The organism is Streptomyces doebereineriae, assembly GCF_031845645.1.
In the GTDB taxonomy this organism is placed as follows: domain Bacteria; phylum Actinomycetota; class Actinomycetes; order Streptomycetales; family Streptomycetaceae; genus Streptomyces; species Streptomyces canus.
On the sequence record NZ_JAVREZ010000004.1, the window covers coordinates 395,336 to 411,173 of the forward strand.

Below are 15,838 nucleotides of genomic sequence, written 5' to 3' on the forward strand. Positions count from 1 at the left end.
GCAGACTTGCACAGTGATGTGCATTTGCTCAACGCTGTGCAATGTACGCCTGCTGCACAGCCATGTGCAAGTTCAGCTGGGGAGGGGCACAATGACGCCCATGACCACGGGCCATTCACCTCGCGCCGAAGCCAACCGCCGCCACATCCTCGATGTCGCCCTCACCGAGCTGCTGCGCGACCCCGACGCGTCCATGGACCAGATCGCGCGCGCCGCGGGTGTCGTACGGCGGACCGTGTACGGCCACTTCCCCAGCCGTGAGGCGCTGATCAGCACGCTCGTCGACGGGGCCGTGGAGGCGGTGGCGGCCGCCGACGCGGCGGGACGCGAGGGGATCGACGATCTGGCGCAGGCCGTGGCGGGCTCCGTGCTCGCGGTCTGGAAGGTCGCCGACCGCTATCGCATCCTGGTCGCGCTCGCCCAGCGCAGCGTCACCATGGAGGGCATCATCGAGCGGCTCGCCCCCGTGCGCCAAGCGTCCACCGAACTGCTCCAGCGCGGCCTGGACGAGGGCGTCTTCGTCTCACCGCTGCCCGCGCCCGCGCTGGCGTACGTCCACGAGCAGATGATGTTCGCGGTGATGGAGGCGGTGAACCACGGGCTGCTGGACGCGCAAGAGGCGGGCCGCTCCGCCGCGGTCACCGTTCTGACCGCGGCGGGCGTACCCGCCTCTCTGGCCACCGCGCTGGTGGCGAAACTGAGCGACTGAGCTGTTCTTCGGGGAGTGGGTCCGGGCGGCCGAGCTACGGGGGAGTACTCGGCCGCCCGGGGCGGGAGCCGGGCCCGGGTTCAGGTCGGGCCCGGCTCAGCTCTGTGTGGCCGTACGGCCACCGGCGTCCGGCCGCTCAGGCCTTGGCCAGCTCCTTCTCGCCGCCCTGCTCGGGGATGTCCGCCGAGACGTCGTCGTCCTCGTGGTCGAGGAGCGTCTTCTCGTCGAAGGGCAGGTGACCGGCGAGCACCTGGTCGACGCGCTCGCGGTCGATCTCCTTGGTCCAGGTGCCGATCAGGACCGTGGCGACGGCGTTGCCCGCGAAGTTGGTCAGGGCGCGCGCCTCGCTCATGAAGCGGTCGATGCCGACGATCAGGCCGATGCCGTCCACCAGCGCGGGCTTGTGCGACTGGAGACCGCCGGCCAGGGTCGCGAGACCGGCGCCGGTGACACCGGCGGCACCCTTCGAGGCGACGAACAGGAAGAGCAGCAGCGGGATCTGCTCGCCGATCGACATCGGCGTGCCCATGGCGTCGGCGATGAACAGCGAGGCCATGGTCATGTAGATCATGGTGCCGTCGAGGTTGAACGAGTAGCCGGTCGGGACCGTGATGCCGACCACCGGCTTGCTGACACCCAGGTGCTCCATCTTCGCGATGAGCCTCGGCAGCGCGGACTCGGAGGACGAGGTCGACAGGATCAGCAGGAACTCACGGCCCAGGTACTTGAAGAGCGTGAGGATGTTCAGCCCGGCGATGATCCGCAGGAGGGTTCCGAGCACGACGATGACGAACAGGAAGCAGGTGATGTAGAAGCCGACCATCAGGAGCGCGAGATCCTTGAGCGCGTCCACGCCCGCCGATCCGACGACCGCGGCCATCGCGCCGAAGGCGCCGATCGGGGCGGCCCACATCACCATGGCGAGGACCCGGAAGACGAGCCGCTGGATGTGCTCGACACCGCGCAGGACCGGCTGCCCGACCGAGCCCATGGCCTGCAGGGCGAAGCCGACGAGCAGGGCGATCAGCAGGGTCTGGAGCACCTCGCCCTCGGTGAAGGCGGAGACGAAGGTCGTCGGGATGATGCCGAGCAGGAACTCGGTGGTGTCCTTGGCCTCCGCGTCGACCTGCGCATGGCCGACGTCCTTGACCGCGTCGGTCACGGCGAGGCCGGTGCCCGGGTCCAGGATGTTGCCGACGACCAGGCCGATGCCCAGCGCGACCAGCGACATGATCGTGAAGTAGAGAAGCGCGATACCGCCGACGGCGCCGACCTTGGCGGCCTTCCGTACCGATCCGATACCGAGCACGATCGTGCAGAAGATGATTGGCGAGATCATCATCTTGATCAGGTTCACAAACCCGGTACCGATGGGCTTGAGCTCCACGGCGAAGTCGGGCGCGACCAGGCCGACCGTGATACCGATGGCGACCGCGACGATCACCGCGATGTAGAGGTAGTGGGTGCGGTCCTTTTTGACTGTCGGTGCCGTATCGGGGGTGCTGGCGGCCACGGCTGCCCTCCTTGACGTCTTCGTCGGCATGACCGGCGTGCGGCTCACGTCCGGGCTTTTGAAGGAATGCCGTGACTATCTCCCGCCCTGTGAGGGCGGTCACCCTTCCGTTCATTTAGTTCACAATCAGCCATGGAGGCAGACTGACGACATGCGCATCCCCGTACCGAGACCCCGGAGCCTCGCGGCCCAGCTCTTCGCCATGCAGGCCGTGCTGATCGCCGTGGTCGTGGCGGGGTACGCGCTGTTCACCTACGTCAGTGACCGCGGCCAGGCCGAGGACGCGGCGCGTGTTCAGGCCAGGGCCGTGGCGCGGGCGGTCGCGGACTCGCCGTCCGTGCGGGAGGCGATCGGCACGCCGAATCCCACGGCCGCACTTCAGCCGTACGCGCTCCGGGTCATGGCCGACACCGAGGTCGACTTCGTCACGATCATGAGTCCGCAGGGCATCCGCTGGACCCACCCCGACAAGGACCAGATCGGCAAGCACTTCCTGGGCAACACCGAGCGCGCGCTCAAGGGCGAGACCTTCACGGAGACCTACACCGGCACCCTGGGCGCCTCGGTCCGGGCGGTCACCCCGGTCAAGGACGACAGCGGGAAGGTCATCGGCCTGGTCAGCGCCGGCATCCAGGTCGAGAAGATCAGCGAGCGGGTGCAGGGCCAGCTCACCGCCCTGCTCGCCGTCGCGGGCGGCGCGCTCGCGCTCGGTGCCATCGGCACCTACGTCGTCAACGCCCGCCTGCGCCGCCACACCCACGGCATGAACGCGGCCGAGCTCAGCAGGATGCACGACTATCACCAGGCGGCCCTGCACGCGGTACGCGAGGGGCTGCTGATGCTGGACGGGCAGTACCGTGTCGCGCTGATCAACGACGGCGGACGGGAGTTGCTGGGTGTGTCCCCGCAGGACCGGGTGATCGGGCGGTCGGTGGCCGAGCTCGGGCTGCCGGCGCCGTTGACGGGTGCGCTGCTCTCCTCGGAGCCACGGGTCGACGAGGTGCATCTGACGTCCTCGCGGGTGCTGGTCGTCAACACCTCCCCGGTCTCCGGCGGAGAGCAGCGTGGCACTGTGGTCACCCTGCGCGATGTCACCGAACTCCAGTCCCTGATGGGCGAGTTGGACTCCGAACGGGGCTTCACCCAGGCGTTGCGCTCCCAGGCCCACGAGGCGGCGAACCGGCTGCACACAGTCGTCTCCCTGATCGAACTGGGGCGTGCGGAGCAGGCGGTGGACTTCGCGACCGCCGAGCTGGAGCTGGCGCAGGCGCTGACCGACCAGGTCGTGGCGGCGGTCGGCGAGCCCGTCCTGGCCGCCCTGCTGCTGGGCAAGACCGCGCAGGCGAACGAACGCGGCGTGGAGTTGGTCGTGTCGGAGGACAGCCGCCTGGACGACGGGTTGCTGCCGGAGAGCCTTCCGGCCCGGGACCTGGTCACGATCCTCGGCAACCTCATCGACAACGCGGTGGACGCGGCGCAGGGCAGCGTGCGGGCGCGGGTGACGGTGACGGCGTACGCCGATCCGGACCGCTCGGAACTGGTGCTCCGGGTGTCCGACACCGGGGCCGGGGTAGACCCGGCGCACGCGGAGGCGGTCTTCGAACGGGGCTTCTCGACGAAGCCGGCGGGTCCCGGCGGGCGCGGGCTCGGCCTGGCGCTCGTCCGGCAGGCGGTCAACCGCTGCAAGGGCACCCTGACCGTGGCGGAGGCCGAAGGGGGCGGCGCCCGGTTCGAGGTGCGGCTGCCCCTGGGGAGCGAATCCAGGGGCCCTGAGGATGCCACGGCTCCCGAAGACACGACGGCTCCCGAGCACGCCACCACCCCGGAGAGCACCACCGCCCCCGACGACACGAGCACCCGCGAGCACACCACGATCCCCGAGTACACGACGGCTCCCGAGAGCACCACCGCCCCCAAGGACGCCACCACCCGCGAGCACGCCACCACCCCGGAGAGCACCACTACCCCCGAGCACACCACCGCCCCCGCCGACACAACCGCCCCCAAGCACGCCACCACCCCCGACGACCCGACGGCTCCCCAGCACACCCCCGACCCGGAAAACTTCACCGCCCCCAAGAACCCCAAGGCCGCAGACAGCGCTACGGTCCCCCACGGTGCCACGGCCCCCGGAGGCGACGTATGACCACCCAGCAGCCCATCCGTGTCCTGGTCGTCGAGGACGACCCGGTCGCCGCCGACGCGCACGTCATGTACGTCAACCGTGTCACCGGCTTCACGGCTGTGGGCAAGGCCCACACGGGTGCGGAGGCCCGCCGTCTCCTGGACCGCACGGCCGTCGACCTGCTCCTGCTCGACCTGCACCTGCCGGACGGGCACGGCCTCCAACTGGCCCGTCAGCTGCGCGCGGCCGGACATCAGGCGGACGTGATAGCGGTGACCTCGGCCCGGGATCTGACGGTCGTCCGCGAGGGTGTCTCGCTGGGGGTCGTGCAGTACGTGCTGAAGCCGTTCACCTTCGCCACCCTGCGCGACCGGCTGATCCGGTACGCGGAGTTCCACGCGTCGGCCGGTGAGGCGAGCGGTCAGGACGAGGTGGACCGCGCGCTGGCCACGCTGCGGGCACCGGGCCCGGCCGCCCTGCCCAAAGGGCTCAGCGCACCGACTCTGGAGCGGGTGACGGTGGCCCTGCGGGACTGTGCGGAGGGGCTCACGGCGACCGGCCTGGCCGAAGTGGTCGGGATCTCCCGGATAACGGCCCGCCGCTACCTGGAGCATCTGGTCGACGCGGGCCGGGCGGAACGCAGTCCGCAGTACGGGACGGTGGGGCGGCCGGAGTTGCAGTACCGGTGGGTCAGGGGGCAGGGCCAGCACTAGGTCCGGGGTCGGTAAGTCCGAGCCCGTGCACGGTCATTGACGGGCCTAGACCACTCCTCTTACGTTCACACGGCAGCCGTCCCGGCCACAACGACGTGAGCCCGTAGGAGGTCATGCCCGTGCGCCCCACCGCCGTACTTCCCTCCCTGCTCGCCACCGCCCTCGCCGCATCCGCCCTCACCGCCTGCGGCGGTTCCGGCAGCGATCCGGACACCGTGAAGGTCTCGTTCAAGCAGTCCACGGACAACTCGATCCACGTCATGGACGACTACCTCGCGGACATCAAGAAGCAGTTCGAGAAGGCGAACCCCGGCAAGAAGGTCGAGCTCGTCCCGATCAAGGCCCCGGACTCGGAGTACTACACCAAACTGCAGCAGATGCTCCGCTCCGCGAAGACCGCGCCCGACCTGGTCTACGAGGACACCTTCCTCATCAACTCCGACATCACCAGCGGGTACTTGAAGCCCCTCGACGCCTACCTCGCCAAGTGGCCCGACTGGAACCGGTTCATCGACACCGCGAAGGCCGCCGCCAAGGCCGAGGACGGCAAGACGTACGGCGTCCCGGACGGCACGGACACCCGGGGGCTCTGGTACGACAAGGGGATCTTCGCCAAGGCCGGGCTGCCCACCGACTGGCAGCCGAAGACCTGGGACGAGGTCCTCGACGCCGCCCGCACCATCAAGCGCAGGGTCCCGGACGTCACGCCCCTCAACGTCTACACCGGCAAACCCGCGGGCGAGGCCGCCACCATGCAGGGCTTCGAGATGCTGCTGTACGGGACCGAGGACCGCCTGTACGACGATGCCGCGAAGAAGTGGATCGCCGGCAGCGAGGGCTTCGAGGACGCGCTCTCCTTCGTCGAGACGGTCTACCGGGAGAAGCTCGGCCCGGACGTCTCCACCGCCCTCGACCCCAACATCCAGACCATCGTCCGGGGCGACCTGCTGCCCAAGGGCAAGCTCGGCATCAATCTCGACGGCTCCTGGCTCCCGCAGGACTGGCTGCCCGGCAGCGGACACGAATGGCCCGAGTGGTCGAGCAAGCTGGGGCTCGCGTACATGCCGACCCAGCACGGTCAGGCCCCCGGCAAGGTGAGCATGTCCGGCGGCTGGACCTGGGCCGTCCCCGCCAAGGCGGCCAACCCCGACCTCGCCTTCGACTTCGTCCGGACGATGCAGACCAAGGCCAACGCCCAGAAGTGGTACGTCGCCAACTCAGGCATCTCCGTACGCGAGGACGTGGCCGCGGACCCCGCCTACGCCAAGGCCCAGCCCGGCATCAAGTTCTTCACCGACCTGGTCGCCAGCACCCACTACCGGCCCGCCTACCCGGCGTATCCGAAGGTCTCCACCGCGATCCAGGAGGCGATGGAGGGCGTGACGACCGGTGACACCTCCGTCGAGGAGGCGGCCAGGAACTACGACGACTCGCTCAAGAAGGCCACGGACGACCAAGTGATCGAAAAGTGAACCGGCGCTCCCTCACCCGCGCCCTCCCGGTCACGCCCGCACTCGTCCTGCTGCTCCTCTTCCTCGCCGGACCCATCGCCTACTGCGCCTACATCGCCTTCACCGACCTGCAGTTGACCGGTCAGGCCGAGTCGTCCTTCGTCGGCTTCGAGAACTTCCGTACGGCCTTCCAGGACGAGGAGTTCCTCAACGCCGTATGGCTGACGCTGGTGTTCACGGTCGTGTCGTCGCTGATCGGGCAGAACACGCTGGGCCTGGCGCTGGCGGCGCTCATGCAGCGCGCCTCGAAGCCCGTGCGCACGCTCACCGGAGGCATCGTCATCACCGCCTGGGTGCTCCCGGAGGTCGTCGCGGGCTTCCTCCTCTACGCCTTCTTCCGCAAGGAGGGCACTCTGAACGCCGTGCTCGACCTGCTCCATCTCCCGTCCCAGAACTGGCTGTTCACCCTGCCGATCCTGGCGGTGTCCTTCGCGAACGTCTGGCGCGGCACCGCCTTCTCGATGCTGGTCTACACGGCAGCCCTGGGCGAGATCCCCAAGGAGATCACGGAGGCCGCCGAGGTCGACGGCGCCGGCGGCTGGCGCCGGATGTGGCACATCACCCTGCCGATGATCCGTCGCTCCATCGGCACGAACCTGATGCTCAACACCCTCCAGACGCTGTCGGTCTTCGGGCTGATCTGGGTGATGACGAGGGGCGGGCCGGGCGACAAAAGTCAGACCCTGCCCCTCTTCATGTACGAACAGGCCTTCCAGAACAGCATGATCGGCTACGGCACCGCGGTGGCCCTGCTGCTGCTCCTGGTGGGGTCGGTCTTCTCCGTGGCCTACATGCGCCTGCTTCGGACGGAGGTCTGACCATGGCCGCCACACACTTCGCCGACCGCCGCCGCAACCGCCGACTGGCCGCCGACGCGGGCCTGTTGGGGGTCGCCGCCGCGTTCGTGCTGCCGCTCGCCTGGGTCGTCCTCTCGGCCCTCGATCCGCACGCCGACCTGAGGGTGAAGGCCCCCGACGGTGTCACTCTCGAGAACTTCGACGCGATCCTGACCTCCGACATCACCTTCACCCCGCTGCTCAACAGCCTGATCCTGTGCGGCGGGGCGACCCTGCTGACGGTGGTCTGCGCGGCCCTCGCGGCCTATCCCCTGTCCCGCTTCAGCTCCCGTCTCAACCGGCCGTTCCTGCTGTCGATCCTCTTCGCGACCAGCCTGCCCATCACGGCGATCATGGTCCCGGTGTACGCGCTGTTCGTGCAGGTCGACCTGATCGACACCCTCCAGGGCACGATCCTCTTCTTCGCGGCCTCCCAACTCCCCTTCGCCATCTGGCTGATGAAGAACTTCATGGACGGCGTCCCGAAGGAACTGGAGGAGGCGGCCTGGACGGACGGTGCGGGCTCCCTCCAGTCGCTCACCAGGATCGTGCTGCCCCTCATGGGCCCCGGGGTCGCGGTCGTGACCGTCTTCTCCTTCGTCATGATGTGGGGCAACTTCTTCGTGCCGTTCATGCTGCTGCTCACCCCGGACCAGATGCCGGCGTCGGTGAGCATCAACGAGTTCTTCGGCAACCGCGGGATGGTGGCGTACGGGCAGCTCGCCGCGTTCTCGATCGTCTACTCGACGCCGGTGATCCTGCTGTACGTGCTGATCGCGCGGCGGCTGGGCGGGGGCTTCGCGCTGGGCGGGGCGGTCAAGGGATGAGCCGGCTCACGAAGGGAGCACCCCGGGCCGGAACGGCTCCACTCCCACGACCCTGCGCACCCGCACCGGCTCGATCAGCAGCATCACCCGCCGCTCCCCCTCGAGCAGCCACGGATACCGCTCCTCGCCGATGTACTTCCGCGTGAGCCGGTCCATGGAGCGCTCCGCCTCCTCGCCCTCCACGAACCGCACCACCCGGCCCCGGATCTCGACCCGGTCGTAAGGGTTGTCGGGGTCGTGGTGGGAGAGGGAAACGTTCGGATTGCGCCGCAGGTTTTCCTCCTTCACACGTCCGATCGCCGTGTTGACCATGACGTACTCACCTTCGAGATCCGCCCACATGGGCGAGACCTGCGGCGCTCCGTCCGGACCGACGGTCGCCAGATGCCAGAAGTTCGGCGCCAGCAGCCGCTCGCGAATATGCCCCTCTACCTTGCCATTCACTTCGTACACGAAGATCACACCTCTTTCCGGCCACCCGTCCGGGCACCCGGCGCCATCCTCGCCACCGCGTCCGCACCGCCGACAGACGATCTTCGGCCAGCCCGAACACGCAGCCGAAACCGTAGATTCCTACAATCCGTGATCCTGGCCGAACAGACCGTAGTCACCGGACGTCCGTTTCCCTAACTTGTGGGCCGTGCGCCGACCCCCAGCCCTGCCGAACCAGCCCGGACCGCCCTTCGACAACCTCACCGCCCGCAGACTCCGTGTCGCTCTCGGCATGGGGCCCGAGCACGTGGCCTACGGGTTGCGCGTCTCGTACGGACTCCCCTACGTCGCCCCGGATCTCGTCGTCGCCTGGGAACGCGGGATCGTCTGCCCCACCAGTCCGGAACTCACCGCTCTCGCGGGCGTGTTGTGGTGCTCCCCCGGTGAACTCATCGGCCGTCCCCGTACCCTGCGCGAGCACCGCGTCGCGCGCGGCATCGCCCCCGAGGACGTCGCCCGCGCCGTGGGGCTCGAACTGCTCGCCTACCTCGCCATGGAGGAGCACGACGAGTGGCGCGGCACCGACCGCCAGTCCACCGCTCTCGCCGACCTGCTGGAGCTGAACCTGCCGGACTTCGTCGCCGTCACGGGCCGCGAGAAGCGGCTCGCCGAATGCCTGCGCGGCGCGGTAGGCACCCGCTGGCAGGCCTACGTCCGTCAGGTCGCGAAGATCGTGCCCCTGGACCGGCGGCTGGTGGAGGAGACCCTCATGGATCTGCACCGGCAGTACCAGGGGCAGATGGTGTCCACCCTGACCTGGGGCGGGGGCGGCGAACGCTCCGGCGAGGCCGGCCAGGAGTTCCTGGACGAGATCGTGGAGCGGTTCTGGGAGGCGGTCGACAGGCGGCCGTAGAACAGCGACCACCCGGACGAATGACTAGAAGACCGACTCCGCCTCGTCCATCCGGTCCTTCGGGACCGTCTTCAGCTCGGTGACCGCCTCGGCGAGCGGCACCATCACGATGTCGGTGCCCCTGAGCGCGGTCATCCTGCCGAACTGGCCCCGGTGCGCGGCCTCCACCGCGTGCCAGCCGAAGCGGGTGGCCAGGACCCTGTCGTACGCGGTGGGCACGCCGCCGCGCTGCACATGCCCGAGGATGACCGGCTTGGCCTCCTTGCCGAGCCGGCGCTCGAGCTCGTACGCCAGGGCCGTGCCGATGCCCTGGAAGCGCTCGTGGCCGAACTTGTCGATCTCGCCCGTGCCGTAGTCCATGCTGCCCTCGGCGGGGTGGGCGCCCTCGGCGACGCAGACGACCGCGAACTTCTTGCCGCGGGCGAAGCGCTCCTCGACCATCTTGACCAGGTCGGCCGGGTCGAAGGGGCGCTCGGGCAGGCAGATCCCGTGGGCGCCGGCGGCCATGCCGGACTCCAGGGCGATCCAGCCCGCGTGCCGGCCCATGACCTCGACGACCATCACGCGCTGGTGGGACTCGGCGGTGGTCTTGAGGCGGTCCATGGCCTCGGTGGCGACACCGACCGCGGTGTCGAAGCCGAAGGTGCGGTCGGTGGAGGAGATGTCGTTGTCGATCGTCTTCGGGACGCCGACCACCGGGAGACCGGCGTCGAACAGCATGCGGGCGGCCGTGAGGGTGCCCTCGCCGCCGATCGGGATCAGCGCGTCGATGCCGAACTCGTGGATCATGTCGGAGGCGCTCTCGCACGCCTCGCGCAGCCGGTCACGCTCCAGGCGGGAGGAGCCGAGGATGGTGCCGCCGCGGGCCAGGATGCCGCTGACGCTGTCCAGGTCGAGGGCGCGGTAGCGGCTGTCCAGGAGGCCGGAGTAGCCGTCCTCGAAGCCGATGACCTCGTCGCCGTAATTGTCGACCGCTCGGTGCACGACCGACCGGATCACTGCGTTCAGACCCGGGCAGTCGCCGCCTGCGGTGAGAACTCCGATGCGCATCGTGCTGTGTCTCCTGCTCGCTGTTGATACCGGTGAGCCAATTCCGATTGTTTCACGTCCCGCACGGGGCCGTCGCACCCCGTGCTGACGGGCGCCTTATCCATCGTCCGGGGTATTGTCAAGAGGGTTTCCGCTCACCTCGGTGGGCGATTTTCATGACAGCGACTTTTTCGAAGGCGACGGAACTTCGAAGGCGACGGAACGGAGATCACGCGTGACCCGCAGCGTGTACGTGACCGGGATCGACCGCGGCGACGGCCGCCAGGTCGTCGAACTGGGGGTCATGGAGCTGCTGACCCGCCAGGTCGACCGGGTGGGGGTGTTCCGGCCGCTGGTGCACCACAGTCCCGACCGGCTCTTCGAGCTGCTGCGCGCCCGCTACCGGCTCACCCAGGACCCGGCCACCGTCTACGGCCTCGACTACCACGAGGCCTCCGCGCTGCAGGCGGAGCAGGGCACCGACGAGCTGGTCTCCACCCTGGTCGACCGCTTCCACCTGGTGGCCCGCGACTACGACGTCGTCCTGGTCCTCGGCACCGACTTCGCCGACACCCAGCTCCCTGACGAACTCTCCCTCAACGCCCGGCTGGCCAATGAGTTCGGCGCCTCCGTGATCCCGGTCGTGGGCGGTCGGGGGCAGGCCGCCGAGTCGGTGCTCGCCGAGACCCGCAACGCCTACCGGGCCTACGACGGCCTGGGCTGCGACGTCCTCGCCATGGTCACCAACCGGGTGGCCCGCCAGGACCGGGACGAGATCGCCGAGCGGCTCTCGGGCAGGCTGCCCGTGCCCTGTTACGTCGTGCCGGACGACTCCGCCCTGGCCGCGCCCACCGTCGCCCAGATCGGCCAGACCCTCGGCGCCCGGGTGGTCCTGGGCGACGACTCCGGGCTCGCGCGGGACGCCCTGGACTTCGTCTTCGGCGGCGCGATGCTGCCGAACTTCCTGAAGGCCCTGACCCCGGGCTGTCTGGTGGTCACCCCGGGCGACCGCGCGGACCTGGTCGTCGGCTCGCTCGCCGCGCACAGCGCCGGCACCCCGCCGATAGCCGGCGTGCTGCTCACCCTGAACGAGGTGCCGGGCGACGACGTCCTCACCCTCGCCGCCCGACTGGCCCCCGGCACCCCGGTGCTCTCGGTGGCCGGCACCAGCTTCCCCACCGCCGCCGAACTCTTCGCGCTGGAAGGGAAGCTGAACGCGGCCACGCCCCGCAAGGCGGAGACCGCACTCGGTCTCTTCGAGCGGTACGCCGACACCGCCGACCTCGCCCGCCGGGTCTCCACGCCGAGCAGCGACCGCCTCACCCCGATGATGTTCGAGCACAAGCTCCTGGAGACGGCCCGCTCCGACAAGCGCCGTGTCGTCCTGCCCGAGGGCACCGAGCCGCGCGTCCTGCACGCCGCCGAGGTCCTGCTGCGCCGGGGCGTGTGCGACCTCACCCTGCTCGGCCCGGTCGACCAGATCCGCAAGAAGGCCGCCGACCTCGGCATCGACCTCGGCGACTGCCAGTTGATCGACCCGGCGACCTCCGAACTGCGCGACGCCTTCGCCGAGAAGTACGCGGCACTCAGGGCCCACAAGGGCGTCACGGTGGAGCTGGCCTACGACGTCGTCTCCGACGTGAACTACTTCGGCACCCTGATGGTCCAGGAGGGCCTCGCCGACGGCATGGTGTCCGGCTCGGTGCACTCCACCGCGGCGACCATCCGCCCCGCCTTCGAGATCATCAAGACCAAGCCGGACGCCGACATCGTCTCGTCGGTCTTCTTCATGTGCCTCGCCGACAAGGTGCTGGTGTACGGCGACTGTGCCGTGAACCCCGACCCCGACGCCGTGCAGCTCGCCGACATCGCCATCCAGTCGGCCGCGACCGCCGAGCAGTTCGGCGTGGAGCCGCGGATCGCGATGCTGTCGTACTCCACCGGTACGTCGGGCTCGGGCGCCGACGTCGACAAGGTGCGCGAGGCCACCGAGCTGGTACGGCAGCGGCGGCCCGACCTCAAGATCGAGGGGCCGATCCAGTACGACGCGGCCGTCGAGCCGACCGTGGCTCAGACCAAGTTGCCGGGCTCCGAAGTCGCGGGCCAGGCCAGCGTGTTGATCTTCCCCGACCTCAACACCGGTAACAACACCTACAAGGCCGTGCAGCGTTCGGCCGGCGCGATCGCCGTCGGGCCGGTGCTCCAGGGGCTGCGCAAGCCCGTCAACGACCTGTCCCGGGGCGCCCTCGTCTCGGACATCGTCAACACCGTCGCCATCACGGCGATTCAGGCCCAGACCCCGACTCCCGCCACAGAAAAGGCCACCGCACAGTGAGTGCCACGCGCGTTCTCGTCCTCAACTCCGGCTCCTCGTCGTTGAAGTACCAACTGCTCGACATGCGGGACAGCAGCCGGCTCGCGGTGGGGCTCGTCGAGCGCATCGGTGAGGAGGGCTCCCGTCTCAAGCACACGCCCCAGGGGGGTGAGTCCCGTCAGTGGACCGGCCCGATCGCCGACCACGACGCCGCGCTGAAGGCCGTGGCCGAGGAACTGTCGAAGGACGGGCTCGGCCTCGACTCCCCCGAGCTGGCCGCGATAGGCCACCGCGTGGTGCACGGTGGCAAGACCTTCACCGAGCCGACGGTGATCGACGAGACCGTGCTCGCCGAGATCGAGCGGCTGATCCCGGTCGCCCCGCTGCACAACCCGGCCAACCTCACCGGCATCCGCACCGCGCGGGCGCTGCGCCCGGACCTGCCCCAGGTCGCCGTCTTCGACACCGCGTTCCACACCACGATGCCGGAGTCGGCCGCGCGCTACGCGATCGACGTGGAGACCGCCGACGCGCACCGCATCCGGCGCTACGGCTTCCACGGCACCTCGCACGCCTACGTGTCCCGGGCGACCGCGAAGCTGCTGGGCAAGGCACCCGAGGACGTCAACGTGATCGTGCTGCACCTGGGCAACGGCGCGAGCGCCTCCGCGGTCCGGGGCGGCAGGTGCGTGGACACCTCCATGGGGCTGACGCCTTTGGAGGGACTCGTGATGGGTACGCGCTCCGGAGACACCGATCCGGCCGTCATCTTCCATTTGGCGCGCGTTGGCAAAATGTCCATCGACGAAATCGACACTCTTCTCAACAAGAAGAGCGGACTGGTCGGCCTCTGCGGTGACAACGACATGCGGGAGATTCGGCGCCGGATCGACGAGGGCGACGAGCAGGCCGAGCTCGCCTTCGACATCTACATTCACCGTCTGAAGAAGTACATCGGCGCCTATTACGCCGTTCTCGGTACGGTGGACGCGATCGCGTTCACCGCCGGGGTCGGCGAGAACGCGGCGCCGGTGCGGGAGGCCGCCGTGGCGGGCCTGGAGACCCTGGGCCCGGCGGTGGACCGCGAGCTCAACGCCGTACGGAGCGACGAACCGCGGCTGATCTCGCCCGCCGACGCACGGGTGAAGGTCGCCGTGGTGCCGACCGACGAAGAACTGGAAATCGCGACGCAGACCTACGCACTGGTCGCGCGGCATTGATTTGCGGCTCCACCGCGTGGCGACTGAGCGGTAACCCAGCTGAGCGACGTTCCGCCCATTTGTATCTTCCGCCAGACGGAATATTCCGCAGCGAAACAAACCGATAGGATCGCCCCATGCGCCGTTCGAAAATCGTCTGTACTCTCGGCCCCGCGGTCGACTCCCACGAGATGCTGGTCTCGCTGATCGAAGCCGGCATGAACGTGGCCCGTTTCAACTTCAGCCACGGCACGCACGCCGAGCACCAGGGGCGGTACGACCGCGTCCGTGCCGCCGCCAAGGAGACCGGCCGGGCCATCGGTGTCCTCGCCGACCTGCAGGGCCCGAAGATCCGCCTGGAGACCTTCGCCGAAGGTCCGGTGGAGCTGGAGCGCGGTGACGAGTTCGTCATCACCGCCGAGGACGTCCCGGGTGACAAGACCATCTGCGGGACGACCTACAAGGGCCTGCCCGGTGACGTCTCCCGCGGCGACCAGATCCTCATCAACGACGGCAACGTCGAGCTGAAGGTCCTGGACGTCGAGGGCCCGCGGGTCAAGACGATGGTCATCGAGGGCGGTGTCGTCTCCGACCACAAGGGCATCAACCTGCCCGGCGCGGCGGTGAACGTCCCGGCGCTGAGCGAGAAGGACATCGAGGACCTCCGCTTCGCGCTGCGCATGGGCTGCGACATGGTCGCGCTGTCCTTCGTCCGGGACGCCAAGGACGTCGACGACGTCCACCGCGTGATGGACGAGGAGGGCCGCCGGGTCCCCGTCATCGCCAAGGTGGAGAAGCCGCAGGCGGTGGACAACATGGAGAGCGTCGTGATGGCGTTCGACGCCGTCATGGTGGCCCGTGGCGACCTGGCCGTCGAGTACCCGCTCGAGAAGGTCCCCATGGTGCAGAAGCGCCTGATCGAGCTGTGCCGCCGCAACGCCAAGCCGGTGATCGTGGCGACCCAGATGATGGAGTCGATGATCACCAACTCCCGTCCGACCCGCGCCGAGGCCTCCGACGTGGCCAACGCGATCCTGGACGGCGCGGACGCGGTCATGCTGTCGGCGGAGTCGAGCGTGGGCGCGTATCCCATCGAGACCGTCAAGACGATGTCGAAGATCGTCGTCGCGGCCGAGCAGGAGCTGATGTCGAAGGGCCTCCAGCCGCTGGTCCCGGGCAAGAAGCCCCGCACCCAGGGCGGTTCGGTGGCCCGCGCGGCCTGCGAGATCGCCGACTTCCTCGGCGGCCGCGGCCTGGTGGCCTTCACCCAGTCCGGCGACACCGCCCGGCGCCTGTCGCGCTACCGCGCGCAGCAGCCGATCATCGCCTTCACCACCGACGAGAACACCCGCAACCAGCTGGCGCTCAGCTGGGGCGTGGAGTCGCACGTGGTGCCGTTCGTGAACACCACGGACGAGATGGTCGACATGGTCGACCAGGAGATCGCCAAGATCAACCGCTTCAACCCGGGCGAGATCGTCATCATCACCGCCGGCTCGCCCCCCGGCGTCGCGGGCACCACCAACATGCTCCGCGTCCACCACATCGGCGGCGCGCAGTAGGAATCCGTACGACATCGAGGGCGCCCCTGCGGCAGGGGGCGCCCTCGGTGTGTTTGTCCCGTCGTACAGGGCCTCCCGCCCATCAGCGCGTACTCGGCTTCGCGCCGGCTTGGTGTGCCCGGCGGATGTGTACGCCCTGGAACTACCCCGGCAGG

The 15,838-nt window shown here is 69.2% G+C and carries 13 protein-coding genes; 10 read left to right on the forward strand and 3 right to left on the reverse strand.

The window, feature by feature from the left end:
- Positions 1 to 91 precede the first annotated feature (91 nt).
- Positions 92 to 709: a TetR/AcrR family transcriptional regulator gene (locus tag RNB18_RS14675; RefSeq protein ID WP_311714531.1), complete on the forward strand. Its 618-nt coding sequence runs from the start codon at positions 92 to 94 to the stop codon at positions 707 to 709.
- A gap of 136 nt (positions 710 to 845) precedes the next feature.
- Here the strand turns inward: RNB18_RS14675 and RNB18_RS14680 are convergent, their stop codons facing one another.
- Positions 846 to 2,252 carry a cation:dicarboxylate symporter family transporter gene (locus tag RNB18_RS14680; protein WP_392782381.1) on the reverse strand — a complete coding sequence of 469 codons (1,407 nt, stop codon included), beginning with the start codon at positions 2,250 to 2,252 and terminating at the stop codon, positions 846 to 848.
- 121 nt (positions 2,253 to 2,373) lie between these two features.
- Here RNB18_RS14680 and RNB18_RS14685 point away from each other — a divergent pair, with 121 nt between their 5' ends.
- The 5 genes from RNB18_RS14685 to RNB18_RS14705 all read left to right on the forward strand — a co-directional run bounded on the left by RNB18_RS14685 (position 2,374) and on the right by RNB18_RS14705 (position 8,234).
- Entirely contained in the window at positions 2,374 to 4,368 is a 1,995-nt protein-coding gene (locus RNB18_RS14685) for a sensor histidine kinase (RefSeq protein WP_311714533.1), read from the forward strand.
- Complete coding sequence (locus tag RNB18_RS14690) at positions 4,365 to 5,060, forward strand: response regulator (RefSeq protein WP_311714534.1); 696 nt, start codon at positions 4,365 to 4,367, stop codon at positions 5,058 to 5,060. Before RNB18_RS14685 ends, RNB18_RS14690 begins: the two co-directional genes overlap by 4 nt.
- 113 nt (positions 5,061 to 5,173) lie before the next feature.
- Positions 5,174 to 6,532, forward strand: coding sequence for an extracellular solute-binding protein (locus tag RNB18_RS14695; protein ID WP_311714535.1), 1,359 nt, complete (start codon positions 5,174 to 5,176; stop codon positions 6,530 to 6,532).
- Positions 6,529 to 7,389 (forward strand): carbohydrate ABC transporter permease, encoded by an 861-nt coding sequence (locus RNB18_RS14700; protein WP_311714536.1) that lies wholly within the window; start codon positions 6,529 to 6,531, stop codon positions 7,387 to 7,389. Before RNB18_RS14695 ends, RNB18_RS14700 begins: the two co-directional genes overlap by 4 nt.
- A 2-nt stretch (positions 7,390 to 7,391) precedes the next feature.
- Positions 7,392 to 8,234, forward strand: a complete 843-nt coding sequence (locus RNB18_RS14705; protein ID WP_311714537.1) for a carbohydrate ABC transporter permease — start codon at positions 7,392 to 7,394, stop codon at positions 8,232 to 8,234.
- A 6-nt stretch (positions 8,235 to 8,240) separates the two neighbouring features.
- Here RNB18_RS14705 and RNB18_RS14710 read toward each other — a convergent pair whose 3' ends face one another.
- The gene (locus RNB18_RS14710) at positions 8,241 to 8,696 is read right to left on the reverse strand and encodes a PPOX class F420-dependent oxidoreductase (protein WP_079077250.1); all 456 of its coding nucleotides are present in this window, start codon (positions 8,694 to 8,696) and stop codon (positions 8,241 to 8,243) included.
- A 178-nt stretch (positions 8,697 to 8,874) separates the two neighbouring features.
- Between RNB18_RS14710 and RNB18_RS14715 the strand changes: the two genes are divergently transcribed.
- A complete protein-coding gene (locus tag RNB18_RS14715; protein ID WP_311714538.1) occupies positions 8,875 to 9,579 on the forward strand; it encodes a helix-turn-helix domain-containing protein in 705 nt (234 codons plus the stop codon).
- Positions 9,580 to 9,603: 24 nt separating this feature from the next.
- Here the strand turns inward: RNB18_RS14715 and RNB18_RS14720 are convergent, their stop codons facing one another.
- Complete coding sequence (locus RNB18_RS14720) at positions 9,604 to 10,629, reverse strand: ATP-dependent 6-phosphofructokinase (protein ID WP_311714539.1); 1,026 nt, start codon at positions 10,627 to 10,629, stop codon at positions 9,604 to 9,606.
- 214 nt (positions 10,630 to 10,843) lie between these two features.
- Here RNB18_RS14720 and pta point away from each other — a divergent pair, with 214 nt between their 5' ends.
- The 3 genes from pta (at position 10,844) to pyk (ending at position 15,683) form a co-directional block, all read left to right on the forward strand.
- Complete coding sequence (gene pta, locus RNB18_RS14725) at positions 10,844 to 12,943, forward strand: phosphate acetyltransferase (protein WP_311714540.1); 2,100 nt, start codon at positions 10,844 to 10,846, stop codon at positions 12,941 to 12,943.
- Positions 12,940 to 14,142 (forward strand): acetate kinase, encoded by a 1,203-nt coding sequence (locus RNB18_RS14730; RefSeq protein ID WP_311714541.1) that lies wholly within the window; start codon positions 12,940 to 12,942, stop codon positions 14,140 to 14,142. Before pta ends, RNB18_RS14730 begins: the two co-directional genes overlap by 4 nt.
- A 116-nt stretch (positions 14,143 to 14,258) precedes the next feature.
- Positions 14,259 to 15,683: a pyruvate kinase gene (gene pyk / locus RNB18_RS14735; RefSeq protein ID WP_057612037.1), complete on the forward strand. Its 1,425-nt coding sequence runs from the start codon at positions 14,259 to 14,261 to the stop codon at positions 15,681 to 15,683.
- The last annotated feature ends 155 nt before the right edge of the window (positions 15,684 to 15,838 follow it).

What these genes read in the sequence shown, in the direction of transcription:
- RNB18_RS14675 (WP_311714531.1), top strand. Translation starts at nt 92, where the DNA reads ATGACGCCCATGACCACGGGCCATTCACCTCGCGCCGAAGCCAACCGC.
- RNB18_RS14680 (WP_392782381.1), bottom strand. Translation starts at nt 2,252, where the DNA reads ATGCCGACGAAGACGTCAAGGAGGGCAGCCGTGGCCGCCAGCACCCCC.
- RNB18_RS14685 (WP_311714533.1), top strand. Translation starts at nt 2,374, where the DNA reads ATGCGCATCCCCGTACCGAGACCCCGGAGCCTCGCGGCCCAGCTCTTC.
- RNB18_RS14690 (WP_311714534.1), top strand. Translation starts at nt 4,365, where the DNA reads ATGACCACCCAGCAGCCCATCCGTGTCCTGGTCGTCGAGGACGACCCG.
- RNB18_RS14695 (WP_311714535.1), top strand. Translation starts at nt 5,174, where the DNA reads ATGCCCGTGCGCCCCACCGCCGTACTTCCCTCCCTGCTCGCCACCGCC.
- RNB18_RS14705 (WP_311714537.1), top strand. Translation starts at nt 7,392, where the DNA reads ATGGCCGCCACACACTTCGCCGACCGCCGCCGCAACCGCCGACTGGCC.
- RNB18_RS14720 (WP_311714539.1), bottom strand. Translation starts at nt 10,629, where the DNA reads ATGCGCATCGGAGTTCTCACCGCAGGCGGCGACTGCCCGGGTCTGAAC.
- pyk (WP_057612037.1), top strand. Translation starts at nt 14,259, where the DNA reads ATGCGCCGTTCGAAAATCGTCTGTACTCTCGGCCCCGCGGTCGACTCC.